The following is a 12,818-nucleotide window of genomic DNA, read 5'->3' as shown; positions in this document are numbered from 1 at the left end:
CGCGACGGGCTTGCGCCCACCGGCGTCTACGCGCGGAGATACCGATCTTCAGCTTATACATTCATACTGAACCGGTTTGCGCCCGACCGGTATTCATCGTGTGAACCTCCAGGGAAGCCGGTCGTAGTCAGCCCCCGCACCACCTCGACGAGGACTCGTATGCCCCCCACGGCCACCGCCCCCGCGGACGTCCGGCAGCCGCAGCGGCCCGACTCCGGTTCCCGTGCCCCCGGCCGGCTCGACCGCTACTTCAAGATCTCCGAGCGCGGCTCCACGATCGCCCGTGAGATCCGCGGCGGATTCGCCACCTTCTTCGCCATGGCGTACATCGTCGTTCTGAACCCGATCATCCTCGGCAGCGCCAGGGACATGTACGGACACCAGCTCGACGGCGGTCAGCTGGTCACCGCGACCGTGCTCACCGCGGCCTTCTCGACCCTCCTCATGGGCGTCATCGGCAACGTCCCGATCGCCCTGGCGGCCGGTCTCGGCGTGAACACCGTCGTCGCCCTCCAGCTCGCCCCGCGCATGAGCTGGCCCGACGCCATGGGCATGGTGGTCCTCGCCGGCTTCGTGGTCATGCTGCTGGTGGCGACGGGCCTGCGCGAGCGGGTCATGAACGCGGTGCCGCTCGGCCTGCGCAAGGGCATCGCGATCGGTATCGGCCTGTTCATCATGCTGATCGGGCTGGTCGACTCCGGCTTCGTCTCCCGCATCCCGGACGCCGCCCACACCACCGTGCCGCTCCAGCTCGGACTCACCGGGCACCTCTCCGGCTGGCCGGTCCTGGTCTTCGTCCTCGGCACGCTGCTCACGCTCGCGCTGATCATCCGCAAGGTGCCGGGCGCCATCCTGGTCTCCATCGTCGTGATGACGGTGGTCGCCGTCGTCGTCCAGCTGATCGCCCGGCTCCCCGGACGGGCGTGGGGCCTGACCGTGCCGGAGTGGCCGGGCAACCCCGTCGCCACGCCGGACTTCGGGCTCGTCGGCCAGGTCAGCCTCTTCGGCGGGTTCGAGAAGGTGGGCCTGCTCACCGGGGCGCTCTTCGTCTTCACCGTGCTGCTGTCCTGCTTCTTCGACGCGATGGGCACCATCCTCGGCGTCGGCGACGAGGCGAAGCTGATGGACGACAAGGGCAACCTCCCGGGCATCAACAAGGTGCTGATCGTCGACGGCGTCGCCGTCGCCGCGGGCGGTGCCACCTCCTCCTCCGCCAACACCTGCTTCGTGGAGTCGACGGCGGGCGTCGGCGAGGGCGCGCGTACCGGCCTCGCCTCGGTCGTCACGGGCGGTCTCTTCGCGGTGGCGCTGTTCCTGACCCCGCTGGCGACGATGGTCCCGTCCCAGGCGGCGACGCCCGCGCTGCTCGCGGTCGGATTCCTGATCCTCGCCGGGTCGGTCAAGGACATCGACTGGAACGACTTCACGATCGCGGTGCCGGCGTTCCTGGCGATGGTGATGATGCCGTTCACCTACTCCATCACCAACGGCATCGGCATCGGCTTCATCGCGTTCAGCGTGCTGAGGCTGGCGGCGGGGAGGGGCCGCGAGGTGCCGGTCCCGATGTACGTCGTCTCGGCGGTCTTCGTCTTCTCCTACGCGATGCCGGCGCTGGGCCTGACATAGCCCGCGGCGCCCGGCCTCACCCGGCTGCCCGCGGCCCGGTCCCGAGCGCCTGTCCGCTCCCGGCTCACGGCGCCCTGCCGTGCCCGGTGCCGGGCCGGCCGGGGACCGGCGGGGACCCCGGCCGGCCCGGCACGGGACCGTAGAACTTCTCCGTCTCGTCGACGGCGGCGTTGAAGCGCTCGTCGAAGTCGTCGCGGACGAGCGTCCGGACCACGTAGTCCTGGACGCTCATCCCGCGTCTGGCGGCATGCTCCCGTAGCCGGTCGAGCAGCTCGCCGTCCAACCGCAGGCTGAGCACTGCCGATGCGCTCGATGCTGTCGTTGCCATGTCAGTCAGCATCGTTGGCCGGAACCGATCGGTGCGTCACTTTCCGAAGCCCTCTCACCCGTTCGGGTGAGACGTGGAGGCGAGCCGTAACCCGGTGGTCATTAGCATGAGTAATGAGTTATGCTAAGGAACATGCCTGACCTGTCCCACGGCGACGACGTCGCCGCCGTGAACTCACTGCGCTCGGCCGTCATGAGGCTGGGCCGGCGCCTGAAGCACCAGCGCGTCGACGAATCGCTGAGCCCCACCGAGATGTCGGTGCTCGGCACCCTCGCCCGCTGCGGCTCGGCCACCCCCGGTGAGCTGGCCCGCAAGGAGCACGTCCAGCCGCCGTCGATGACCCGCATCGTGGCACTGCTGGAGTCCAAGGGGCTGGTCCGGCTGGAGCCGCATCCCGAGGACCGCCGGCAGAAGGTGGTCAGCCAGACCGAGCGGGCCGAGGTCATGCTCGAGGAGTCCCGCCGCAAGCGGAACGCCTGGCTGGCCGCGCTCGCCGAGGGTCTGGACGAGGACGAGTGGGCCAAGCTGCGCGCGGCCGCCCCCGTACTGGAGAAGCTCGCGCACCTGTAACGACCAGCCCGAGGAGGCGACCCCTTTTGAGTTCGGGACCCGGAGCAGACTCCGCACCCGCACCGAAGCCCCACGACGACGACAACGACACCCACGGCTCGGCGCCGGGAACCGGACCGACGCGCAAGGGGACCTTCTCCTCGCTCGGAGTCCGCAACTACCGGCTGTTCTTCACCGGAGCGATCGTCTCCAACACGGGCACCTGGATGGCCCGCATCACCCAGGACTGGCTCGTCCTGAGCCTCACCGGCTCGTCCGCGGCCGTAGGCATCACCACGGCCCTGCAGTTCCTGCCGATGCTGCTCTTCGGCCTCTACGGCGGAGTCATCGCCGACCGCTGCCCCAAGCGCCGGCTGCTGCTCTTCAGCCAGGGCGCCCTCGGCCTCTGCGGACTGGCGCTCGCCGTGCTCACGCTCTCCGGCGCGGTCCGGGTCTGGCACGTCTACCTCATCGCCTTCCTGCTCGGCATGGTCACGGTCGTCGACAACCCGACCCGCCAGTCCTTCGTCTCCGAGATGGTCGGGCCGGACCAGCTGCGCAACGCCGTCAGCCTCAACTCCGCCAACTTCCAGTCCGCGCGGCTGATCGGGCCCGCGGTCGCCGGTGTGCTGATCACCGCCGTGGGCAGTGGCTGGGCCTTCCTGCTCAACGGTCTGTCCTTCCTCGCGCCGATCGCCGGTCTGCTGCTGATGCGCCCGGCCGAGCTGCACCGGGCCGAGCGGGTTCCGCGCGGCAAGGGGCAGTTGAGGGAGGGCCTGAAGTACGTCGCCGGCCGGCCCGAGCTGATCTGGCCGATCGTGCTCGTGGGCTTCGTCGGCACGTTCGCCTTCAACTTCCCGATCTGGCTGACGGCCTTCGCCGACAAGGTCTTCCACGCGGGTGCCGGTACGTACGGCCTGTTCAACACGCTGATGGCGGCCGGTTCCCTGGCCGGGGCCCTGCTCTGCGCCCGCCGCGCCTCCTCGCGGCTGCGGATGCTCCTCGGCGCGGCGGCCCTGTTCGGCGTGCTGGAGATCGCGGCCGCGTTCTCGCCGTCGTTCTGGCTGTTCGCGGCGCTGCTCGTCCCGATCGGCATGGTCGGTCTGACGGTGAACGTGACGGCGAACTCGTCGGTCCAGATGGCGACCGACCCCGTCATGCGGGGCCGTGTCATGAGCCTCTACATGATGGTCTTCGTCGGCGGTACGCCGCTGGGAGCACCGATCGTCGGCTGGCTCACGGACACCTACGGCGTGCGGGTCGGCATGGCCACGGGCGGCGCGGTCGCCGTCGTCGCGGCGGTCACGATCGGCCTGATCCTCGTCAGGGCCGGCGGTATGCGCCTGAAGGTGGACCTGCGCCGTGGGCACCGGCACGTACGGATGGTGCCGCGCGAGCGGCTGACGGCTGCGGCATAGCGACGGCGGCCGCGGCGCCGCCCGGTGGCGCGCGCCTCCGCGAACCCGTGTGGGGGTGTGGGGGAACCCGCGCCTGCGAGACTCGGAGCATGAGACTCTTCGCCGCCGTGATGCCGCCCGACGAGGCCCTGCGGGAGCTCGGGCTGGCCGTGGAGCGGCTGCACGAGCTGCCCGGGGCGGACGGTCTGCGCTGGACCGGGAGGCCGGGGTGGCACTTCACCCTCGCCTTCATGGGGGAGGTCGACGAGGCGCTGCTCCCCGACCTGACCGAACGGCTCGGGCGGGCGGCACGGCGCAGCGAGGAGTTCCCGCTGCGGCTGCACGGCGGCGGGCACTTCGGCCGGCGGACGCTCTGGGTCGGCGCGGCCGGTGGGCTCGACGCGATGCGGGTGCTCGCCGAGCGCACGGAGGCGGCGGCTCGGCGTGCGGGCGTCGCCATGGAGGAGCCCCGCCGCTACCACGCCCATCTGACCCTCGCCCGCACCCGCACCGACATGGACCTGCGCCCTTACGTCGACGCCCTGGGCCCCTTCGAGGGCAGGCCGTGGACCGTGTCCCGGCTGCTGCTGGTCCGCAGCAACCTGCCCGGCGGGGGCCGCCCCGGTGAGCGGCCGCGCTATGAGGAGGCCGGCCGGTGGCCCCTGGGCTCGGCGGGCTGACGCCGGAGCCGGAGCCGGAGCCGGTGCACGGCACGGCCGGCGGCCCGGCCCGGCCCGGCCCGCTTGAGGGCACAGCGGGCCGGCCCCGCGGACCTGCCCCGCGGACCGGCCCCCGGAACCGGCGGGTCCGCGAGGGACGCCCCAGGCTTCGGAGGCCCGGACCAGCCCGTTAGGCTCAAAGGGTGGACCCGAAGACCCGTAACCGGATCATGGCCGGTGTGCTTGTGCTGATGTTCGCCGTCGTCGCGGTGGCGGCTGCGCTCGGCCGCTGAGCGCCCGAGCGGGCGGCGTGGCACGCGGAGCGGCACGCAGGAGCGGCACACGGCGCGAGGAGCGACGAAGGCCCGGGGGCGGGGACGCCGCGCCGTTGCGCCCTTGCTTCGAGCGGACTCGAAGCAGTTGGCTGAGCCCCATGAAGTACACGCAGCTCGGACGCACCGGACTCAAGGTAAGCCGACTCGTCCTCGGCACAATGAACTTCGGGCCCCAGACCACCGAGGCCGACAGCCACACGATCATGGACGCCGCCCTCGACGCGGGCCTGAACTTCTTCGACACCGCGAACGTCTACGGCTGGGGCGAGAACAAGGGCCGCACCGAGGAGATCATCGGCTCCTGGTTCGCGAAGGGCGGCGACCGCCGCGACAAGGTGGTCCTCGCCACCAAGGTGTACGGGAACATGGGCGTTGACGGCGAGGTCTGGCCCAACCACGACAAGCTGTCCGCCCTCAACATCCGCCGGGCCGTCGACGCCAGCCTCAAGCGGCTGCGGACGGAATACATCGACCTCTACCAGTTCCACCACATCGACCGGCGCACTCCGGTCGAGGAGATCTGGCAGGCGATCGACGTCCTGATCTCCCAGGGCAAGATCCTCTACGCCGGTTCGTCCAACTTCCCCGGCTGGAAGATCGCCCAGACCAACGAGACCGCCCGCCGGCTCGGCTCCTTCGGTCTGGTCAGCGAGCAGTGCCTGTACAACCTCGCCGAACGGCGCGCCGAGATGGAGGTCATCCCGGCCGCCCGGGAGTACGGCCTCGGCGTGATCCCCTGGTCGCCGCTGCACGGCGGCCTCCTCGGCGGCGTGATCAGGAAGGAGACCGAGGGCGGGCGCCGCTCGGCCGGACGCTCCGCAGACGCGCTGGCCGACACGTCGGTACGGGAGAAGATCCAGGCATACGAGGACCTGCTGGACAAGCACGGCCTGGCGCCCGGCGAGGTCGCTCTGGCCTGGCTGCTCACCCGCCCGGGCGTGACGGGCCCGATCGTCGGCCCGCGCACCGCGGACCAGTTGGCGTCGGCGCTCCGGGCGCTGGAACTGGAGCTCCCGGACGAACTGCTGAAGGAACTCGACACGATCTTCCCGGGCCCGGGGCCGTCCCCGGAGGCATTCGCCTGGTGAGCGCCGTGACCAGAGCGCTGCCCGGTACATCGGGGGCCCACCGGGGCCGAGGGACGCCGAGGGGACGGGGCGCTGCTCCCGTCCTTCCCCGGCGCGCGGATCGCCGGGCGGAGCGGCAGGGACCACTCGGGGCGGACCGCGCGGGCGAAGCGGTCAGGTGTTCTTCGGCAACGCGGCCAGCAGTTCCGCGAGGTCCGGCGGCCAGACCGCCTCCGTCGCCCGGGCCAGTTGCTCGGGGGTCCACCAGAGCCACGAAAGGATCTTCTCCTCGGTGTGCGCGGCGGCGGCACCGTCCGTGGGCTCGCGGCGGGGGCCGTGGCAGACGTAGACGTGCTCGTGCCGGCGCACGGGGACACCGGCGCGGGTGAAGTCGTGCTCCCAGGTGCACAGCAGTGCGCTCGGCTCCAGGTCGTCCCATCCGGTCTCCTCGCGCAGCTCGCGCCGGGCGCCCTCGCGCGGGGACTCCCCGGGCTCCAGCCCGCCGCCGGGCATGGCCCAGTGGACTCCGACCTCCTCGTTGTCGTAGCGGAAGAGGAAGACCGCGCCGTCGGGGTCGAGGACGGCAACGCGCGCCGCTCTACGGGGTTTTCGCATCCAGGAACCCTAGACCGGGGCGGGTCCCGGTCACGGCTCCGCAGGTAACACACCCAGGGACAGCCCCGGCTTGGCCTTTCCGGGCCGTGCCCGGATCACGATGCTCCCACCCGCATCCGCCGAGCGCTGGGCTGCTGAGATCGCCTCCTGGCACGCACAGCGCAGGGCAGGTTGAACCGAACCCTCCACGCGGATCCCCCGGCCGTCCCCTATGCTCCGTCGGATGACCACGGACCCCGTCGACTGGCCGTCGCTCGTCGCCGAGGGCCTTCCCTTCCCCGGCGGTGCGTCGCCGTCGTCGATCGCCGACGAGCTGTCGGACCTGCTGGTGGCCGCCGACCCGGAGGTGCGCGACGCGTGGGGGTACACGGCCCTCGCGCGCTGGAGCCGCGAAGGACACCTCGACGAGGTGCTGGAACGGCTCGGGGACACCGCGGCGCAGCGGTTCACGCATTCCGAGGTGCAGGCTCGGACCTTCGCCCCGCTCGTCCTGCGGTGCGTGCTGGACCGGGAGTGCGCCGTCCCCGGCCTGGTGCCGGAGGCGGCCGTACGGCGCTGGTACGCAGGTTTCGCCTCGTGGTATCCGTCCGAGCCCGACACCCGCGGTTGGGACGACTCCCTCGGCTGGCTGCACGCGGTGGCGCACGGGGCCGACGCCGCGGCGGCGTTCGCCCGCCGGCTTCCGGAGGAGCGGGCCGGGCTGCTCGAACTGTGTGCGCGCCGGATGACGGCTCCGCACACCGGCTACCGCTATGCGCAGTTGGAGGACGCGCGGCTCGCCCGCGGTATCACCGGGATCCTGCTGGCCCCCGGTCTGACCCGTGAACAGGCCGCCGGCTGGCTGTCCGTGGTGACCGGTGCGTTGGAGGGCGGCGGTCCCGGCCCCGTTGCGCCCTGGGCGTTCAACACCTTCGCCACGCTCCAGGCCCTGCATCTGCACCTCGTCCTGGGGCTCGCCGAGGCAGGCGTCCCGCCGCACGCGGAGCATGTCGCCGATCGTGTCGCCGCCGTGCTGCGACTGCCGTACGGATGGCTCGCCTGAACGGGACGTTCCCTGTCCGTGCGGCGGGTGGCCGTCGCCGGCGCCCGGGACAGCCGCACGCCGTGGACGCCTGCCTGCGTTCACGGCGTGCACGGCGCCGGGCGCCGCGGTGTCGGTGGTCGACCGCTGCGGGCGGTGCGGCCTGTCGGGGGGCTGGGGAGCGGGCGGTCGCCGGGGACGGCCGGACCGTGGGGAACCGCCCTCAGGCGTTCGCGTAGACCTTGGAGACGAACTCCGCGATCTGGTCGTCCGAGAGGTTCTTGGCGAGATCGGCTTCCGTGATCATGCCGACGAGCTGGTGCCCGTGCTCGACGTCGATCACCGGCAGCCGCTTGATCTGGTGTTCCTCCATCTCGTGCAGCGCCTCTTCGGCCGGGGCGCTCGCATTGATCCAGCGCAGGTCACCGGCGAGGGAACCGGCCTGGACCGTCGCCGGGTCTATGCCTTCCGCGCAGCACCGGACGATGATGTCGCGGTCGGTGACGAGGCCGGTGAGCCTGTTGTTGTCGCCGCATATGGGAAGGGCGCCGACGTTCAGGTCGCGCATCATCCGCGCCGCTTCCCGCAGTGACTGGTGCGCACCGATGCACTGCACGCCGCCGCTCATGATGTCGCGGGCGGTGAGCTTGGTGTTCCCGGTCATGATTGCCTTCCGTTCCGCAGGAGGGCGTCCGTCGGGCCCCGTCAGGGCTGCGGCGGCTTGTCCTGACCCTGGCCGGGCTGGTCGCCGCCGAACTGCTCCTTGAGCCTGTCCTGGCCGGTGTCGACCTGGCCGCTGTACCTGCCCTGGGTCCTTTCGTCGATCATGTCCCCGCCTTTGTCGACGCCCTTCGAGGCATGGTGCTCGTGGCCCTTCAGCATCTGCTTGAGCTTGTCCATCATGGACATGGGCGGTCCTCCTTGCCGTGTGCCCCCGCTCCTCCAGCGTCTCCTCCCCTTGCACGGTTCGCATCTGGGCGGGCGGTCGCCCGCCGGGCCGAGGTCCGGGACGAGGCGGCCGGCCACGACGGCCCTCAGTCCGCCGCCCGCTCGTAGGGTCCGCCCAGCCCCCACGCCTGGTGCATCGCACCGGCGAAGGCCGCCGCCAGCTTGTGCTCGCCGGAGGGGCCCGGGTGGGTGCCGTCGTAGGTGTCGGTGTGGATGTCGTACGCGTCCGGCGTCGAGGCCAGCAGCAGCGGCGACGCGGGCGTGTCCAGATCCGCGACCGTCTTGGCGAGGAGTTCGTTGAAGCGGTCGCACTCGGCGGCGAAGGGGCTGTCCGCCAGGGCGCGGACGTTGGGGATGACCGGCAGCAGCACGGCCCGGACGTGCGGGTTGGCCTCGCGGGCCGCGGCGATGAACCGCCGGGTGTTCGCGGCGGTCTGAGTGCTGTTCGTGTAGAAGCCGAGGTCTATCAGTCCCAGCGACACGAGGAGCACGTCGGCCTTCGCCGCGGCCACCGCCCCGCCGATGAGGGGTGCCATGTGCAGCCAGCCCTCGCCCCAGCCGGCGAGGTGGCGGCGGGCCTTCGCCGGGAAGTCCGGGCGGGCGTAGTCGACGGACACGGGTGCGTCGGCGGCGGTGTCGTACAGCTCCGTGCGTGGGCCGACGATCGCGTACGGGCCGCCGAAGGAGCGGTTCAGGTGCTGCCACATGCGGTAGCGCCAGGTGTAGTCGCCGGCGCGTCCGATGGTCATGGAGTCACCGACGAACATGAAACGCATGGGGGTAATGATGGCCGACCCCCGCCGGGCGTGGCCCCGGCCGGTGACGTGACGATGGACACTTGGGGGCATGCGTTCGTTGCGTACGACTATGGCGGCTGCGGTCGCCGCCGCCGTGGCGGTCCTGGGGGCCGCCGTGCCCTCCGTGGCCGACGACTCCGGCGGTTTCATCATCAAGGACCCGCGGATCACGGAGTCGAGCGGGCTCGCGGCCAGCCGTGCCCACCCCGGTGTGTACTGGACGCACAACGACCAGGACGAGCCCCGGGTCTTCGCGGTCGACTCCCGGACGGGCGAGACCGTGGCGACCGTCACCCTCGAGGGCGTCGGCAGGCCGCGGGACATGGAGGCGATCTCGATCGGCCCCGACGGGGACGTCTACGTCGGGGACATCGGTGACAACGCGAACGGCAGCTGGGACCACGTCTGGATCTACCGCTTCCCCGAGCCGCGGACGCTGCGGGACGTGACCGTCCAAGCCACCCAGTACACGGTCCGGTACGCGGACGGCCCGCGGAACGCCGAGGCGATGATGGTGCACCCGAGGACCGGCCGCGTCTACATCGCCAGCAAGAACGAGGAAGGCGGCGGGCTCTACGAGGGACCGTCCCGGCTGGTGACCGGTGGGACGAACGTCTTCCGGCGGATCGGTGAGGTGCCCTGGGTGACGGACGGCGCGTTCTCGCCCGACGGCCGGGAACTGGTGCTGCGTTCGTACTTCAGCGCCCGCGCCTACGCCTGGCGCGACGGCCGGCTGGGCGCCGACCGCCATGTCAGCGCGCCGCTGCAGGGCCAGGCCGAGTCGGTGACCTTCACCCCGGACGGCAAGCGGCTGATGTTCGGGACGGAGGGCGAGCGGAGCGAGGTCCTGCCCCGGGACGCGGGTCGCGACGACGGCAGGGGCTCGGACCCGGCGTCGCCCTCCCGCTCCGCAGGCGCGGGCTCGTCCGCCGGGGGCGCGGGTGGTGACGACGGCGGGGGCATCGCCGTGCCGGCGGGCGCCGTCGTGGCCGCGGTGCTGGCGTTCCTCGTGCTCAGGTCCCGGCGGCGGCGCGGCTGAGCGGGTTGCGCCCGCCGGGGCGGGGTGGTCTTCTCCGCCGACGACTGCGTCGGCGCCCTGGGGTGCGCACCGCTGGCCGGACCGGGCAGGCGTCCGTGGTCCACGCAACCTGCGGGGAGGCGGTCTCCGTCGCCGGGGGAGGTTCGTGCCGGTGTCGTGAGCGCGGCGAGGTGTGCCCCGGTGGGTGGGCCCGGGAGGGGGGCGGGCCCACCCCGGTCGGCGCGGCGCCGGTCCGCGGGAGTCCGGACGGCGCCGCGCCGGTCGCTCCCGTTACGCCGGGCACTCCTTCCAGGCGAGCCGGTAGATGGTGTTGATCTCGCCGTCCGTGGAGTCCATCGTCATGAAGCTGGTCTTCGACGGGCTGGACGTCCCCGCCTTCACCCGGAGTTCGGTGTTGATGTTGAAGTTCCGCTTCACTCCGCAGGGGGCCCAGACCAGCTGTCCCCACTCGGTCTCGTCGGTGGCCTGCCAGTTGTCGTCGTACGGGCCGGTGTACGGATGGCTCCTCGCGGCCGTGTCGGGCGAGCCCTGGAAGTAGTAGGACGCCTGCTGGACGGCTGTCGCGCCGCGCTGCAGGCTGGCGTAGCCGCGGTAGTCCGCGCTGGCGACGGCGTAGGTGAAGCCGTGCGGGACGTGCACGATCAGGTTGAGCTGGCAGTTCTTGCGGAAGTCGACGGGCGAGGCGCCCCCGCCGACCTGGGCGAGGTAGTCGCTGTAGGTGACGGTGAAGGCGGTGTTGTCCGGGGAGACCGCAACCGCCGCGGTCCCGGGCTTGCAGCCCGAGCCGTTCACCGTGGCGATCTCGATGACGATCTTGTCGGGTGGTGCGACGATGGACGCGTTCGCGCTGCCGGCGTTGCCGCCGACGAGCGTGGAGGCGATGACCGCGGTGAGGGCGGCGCTGGCGCGTAAGGCGCGGGGCATGATGCGTGCTCCTGTGGTCGGAGGAGAGTCGGTCGGTGGCCTTGCGGGAGGTGAACCGTGGGGGGTCCAGCCGATCCCGTGTCCCGCCCTCGACAGCCCTTGACTGTTGAGGCGTGAACATGTCAAACGCATCGGATCGCTTGGATCGTATGGACCAACACGCCCTCCGGGTAGGGCGGTTATCAGCCGTACCTCCACGGCTGCTGCACATCGCTCTCACAAGTTCCGCACCGTACGTACGTGCGACGGGGCGGCGGCATCCGTCCGAGCACGACGAAGGGCCCGGCGGACGCCATGGCCGCCGAGCCCTCCTCTGCCCCTCTGACCGCGGTGCGGCGCGCCGCACCACCGCCGTGAGCCGACCGGCCGGAGCCGGCGCTCACGGCGTCCGGTTCACAGCTTCTCGATCACGTGGTCCACACAGGCCGTCAGCGCCTGCACGTCGGCCGGGTCGATCGCCGGGAACATCGCGATCCGCAGCTGGTTGCGCCCCAGCTTGCGGTACGGCTCGGTGTCCACGATCCCGTTGGCCCGCAGCACCTTCGCGACCGCCGCGGCGTCGATGTCGTCCGAGAAGTCGATCGTGCCGATGACCTGCGAGCGCTGCGCCGGGTCCGCGACGAACGGTGTGGCGTACTTCGACTCCTCGGCCCAGCCGTACAGGTTGCGCGCGGACGTCGCGGTCCGCCCGACCGCCCAGTCCAGCCCGCCCTGGCCGTTGAACCACTTCAGCTGCTCGTCCAGCAGGAAGAGCGTCGCCAGCGCAGGGGTGTTGTACGTCTGGTTCTTCAGCGAGTTGTCGATCGCCGTCGGCAGGCTGAAGAACTCCGGCACGTGCCGGCCCGAGCCGTGGACACGGGCGGCGCGCTCCAGCGCGGCGGGTGAGAACACCGCGATCCACAGCCCGCCGTCCGACCCGAACGACTTCTGCGGCGCGAAGTAGTAGACGTCGGTCTCGGCGATGTCGACCGGCAGGCCGCCGGCGCCCGATGTGGCGTCCACCAGGACGAGCGCGCCCTCGTCGGCGCCGTCGACGCGCTTGATCGGGGCTGCCACACCGGTGGAGGTCTCGTTGTGGGTGAAGGCGTACACGTCGACGCCCGCCTCGGCCCGCGGCTGCGGATGCGTGCCGGGGTCGGAGGAGACCACGGTCGGCTCGGCCAGCCACGGTGCCAGCTTCGCCGCCTTGGCGAACTTCGACGAGAACTCGCCGAAGGACAGGTGCTGGGACTTGTTCTCGATGAGCCCGTGGGTCGCGACGTCCCAGAACGCGGTGGAGCCGCCGTTGCCGAGGATCACCTCGTAGCCCTCGGGCAGGGAGAACAGCTCGCGGATGCCCTCGCGCACCGAGCCGACCAGGTTCTTGACCGGGGCCTGGCGGTGGGAGGTGCCGAGCAGGGACGTACCGGTGGCGGCCAGGGCGTCGAGCGCCTCCGTACGCACCTTGGAAGGTCCGGCGCCGAAACGACCGTCGCCGGGCTTGATGTCAGCGGGAATCTGGATATCGGCCACG

General features: G+C 71.6%; 13 protein-coding genes and 1 pseudogene. 7 read left to right on the top strand and 7 right to left on the bottom strand.

The features are described 5' to 3' along the window. Window positions 1-159: 159 nt before the first annotated feature. Window positions 160-1,626 (top strand): NCS2 family permease, encoded by a 1,467-nt coding sequence (locus tag AB0J10_RS02050; protein WP_363056770.1) that lies wholly within the window; start codon window positions 160-162, stop codon window positions 1,624-1,626. A 64-nt stretch (window positions 1,627-1,690) separates the two neighbouring features. On the opposite strand, the gene AB0J10_RS02045 is transcribed toward AB0J10_RS02050, so the two are convergent. Further along, window positions 1,691-1,954 (bottom strand): hypothetical protein, encoded by a 264-nt coding sequence (locus AB0J10_RS02045; RefSeq protein ID WP_363056769.1) that lies wholly within the window; start codon window positions 1,952-1,954, stop codon window positions 1,691-1,693. Window positions 1,955-2,086: 132 nt separating this feature from the next. Here AB0J10_RS02045 and AB0J10_RS02040 point away from each other — a divergent pair, with 132 nt between their 5' ends. The 4 genes from AB0J10_RS02040 (at window position 2,087) to AB0J10_RS02025 (ending at window position 5,982) form a co-directional block, all read left to right on the top strand. Further along, a complete protein-coding gene (locus AB0J10_RS02040; RefSeq protein WP_363056767.1) occupies window positions 2,087-2,524 on the top strand; it encodes a MarR family transcriptional regulator in 438 nt (145 codons plus the stop codon). 26 nt (window positions 2,525-2,550) lie between these two features. Next, entirely contained in the window at window positions 2,551-3,921 is a 1,371-nt protein-coding gene (locus tag AB0J10_RS02035; protein ID WP_363056765.1) for an MFS transporter, read from the top strand. Between the two features lie 89 nt (window positions 3,922-4,010). Next, window positions 4,011-4,580, top strand: a complete 570-nt coding sequence (thpR, locus tag AB0J10_RS02030; RefSeq protein WP_363056764.1) for an RNA 2',3'-cyclic phosphodiesterase — start codon at window positions 4,011-4,013, stop codon at window positions 4,578-4,580. Window positions 4,581-4,992: 412 nt separating this feature from the next. Continuing rightward, window positions 4,993-5,982, top strand: coding sequence for an aldo/keto reductase (locus tag AB0J10_RS02025; protein ID WP_363056763.1), 990 nt, complete (start codon window positions 4,993-4,995; stop codon window positions 5,980-5,982). 153 nt (window positions 5,983-6,135) lie between these two features. Here AB0J10_RS02025 and AB0J10_RS02020 read toward each other — a convergent pair. Continuing rightward, window positions 6,136-6,567: pseudogene (locus AB0J10_RS02020) on the bottom strand (NUDIX domain-containing protein); the annotation flags it as partial. 232 nt (window positions 6,568-6,799) lie between these two features. Here AB0J10_RS02020 and AB0J10_RS02015 point away from each other — a divergent pair. Further along, window positions 6,800-7,618, top strand: a complete 819-nt coding sequence (locus tag AB0J10_RS02015; protein WP_363056761.1) for a DUF2785 domain-containing protein — start codon at window positions 6,800-6,802, stop codon at window positions 7,616-7,618. Window positions 7,619-7,820: 202 nt separating this feature from the next. Here AB0J10_RS02015 and AB0J10_RS02010 read toward each other — a convergent pair whose 3' ends face one another. The 3 genes from AB0J10_RS02010 to AB0J10_RS02000 all read right to left on the bottom strand — a co-directional run bounded on the left by AB0J10_RS02010 (window position 7,821) and on the right by AB0J10_RS02000 (window position 9,321). Beyond that, complete coding sequence (locus AB0J10_RS02010) at window positions 7,821-8,261, bottom strand: CBS domain-containing protein (protein WP_363056759.1); 441 nt, start codon at window positions 8,259-8,261, stop codon at window positions 7,821-7,823. 41 nt (window positions 8,262-8,302) lie between these two features. Further along, window positions 8,303-8,506, bottom strand: a complete 204-nt coding sequence (locus AB0J10_RS02005) for an antitoxin (protein WP_363056757.1) — start codon at window positions 8,504-8,506, stop codon at window positions 8,303-8,305. A 125-nt stretch (window positions 8,507-8,631) separates the two neighbouring features. Further along, window positions 8,632-9,321 (bottom strand): GDSL-type esterase/lipase family protein, encoded by a 690-nt coding sequence (locus tag AB0J10_RS02000; RefSeq protein ID WP_363056755.1) that lies wholly within the window; start codon window positions 9,319-9,321, stop codon window positions 8,632-8,634. 70 nt (window positions 9,322-9,391) lie between these two features. Between AB0J10_RS02000 and AB0J10_RS01995 the strand changes: the two genes are divergently transcribed. Continuing rightward, window positions 9,392-10,381 carry a WD40 repeat domain-containing protein gene (locus AB0J10_RS01995; RefSeq protein WP_363056753.1) on the top strand — a complete coding sequence of 330 codons (990 nt, stop codon included), beginning with the start codon at window positions 9,392-9,394 and terminating at the stop codon, window positions 10,379-10,381. A 270-nt stretch (window positions 10,382-10,651) separates the two neighbouring features. Here AB0J10_RS01995 and AB0J10_RS01990 read toward each other — a convergent pair whose 3' ends face one another. After that, entirely contained in the window at window positions 10,652-11,305 is a 654-nt protein-coding gene (locus tag AB0J10_RS01990; protein ID WP_363056751.1) for a DUF4360 domain-containing protein, read from the bottom strand. A 393-nt stretch (window positions 11,306-11,698) separates the two neighbouring features. Next, entirely contained in the window at window positions 11,699-12,817 is a 1,119-nt protein-coding gene (gene serC, locus AB0J10_RS01985; RefSeq protein ID WP_363056749.1) for a phosphoserine transaminase, read from the bottom strand. Window position 12,818 lies beyond the last annotated feature (1 nt).

This window comes from Streptomyces sp. NPDC049887, assembly GCF_040656535.1.
GTDB lineage: Bacteria > Actinomycetota > Actinomycetes > Streptomycetales > Streptomycetaceae > Streptomyces.
This window is presented reverse-complemented; position numbering and strand designations above follow the sequence as displayed.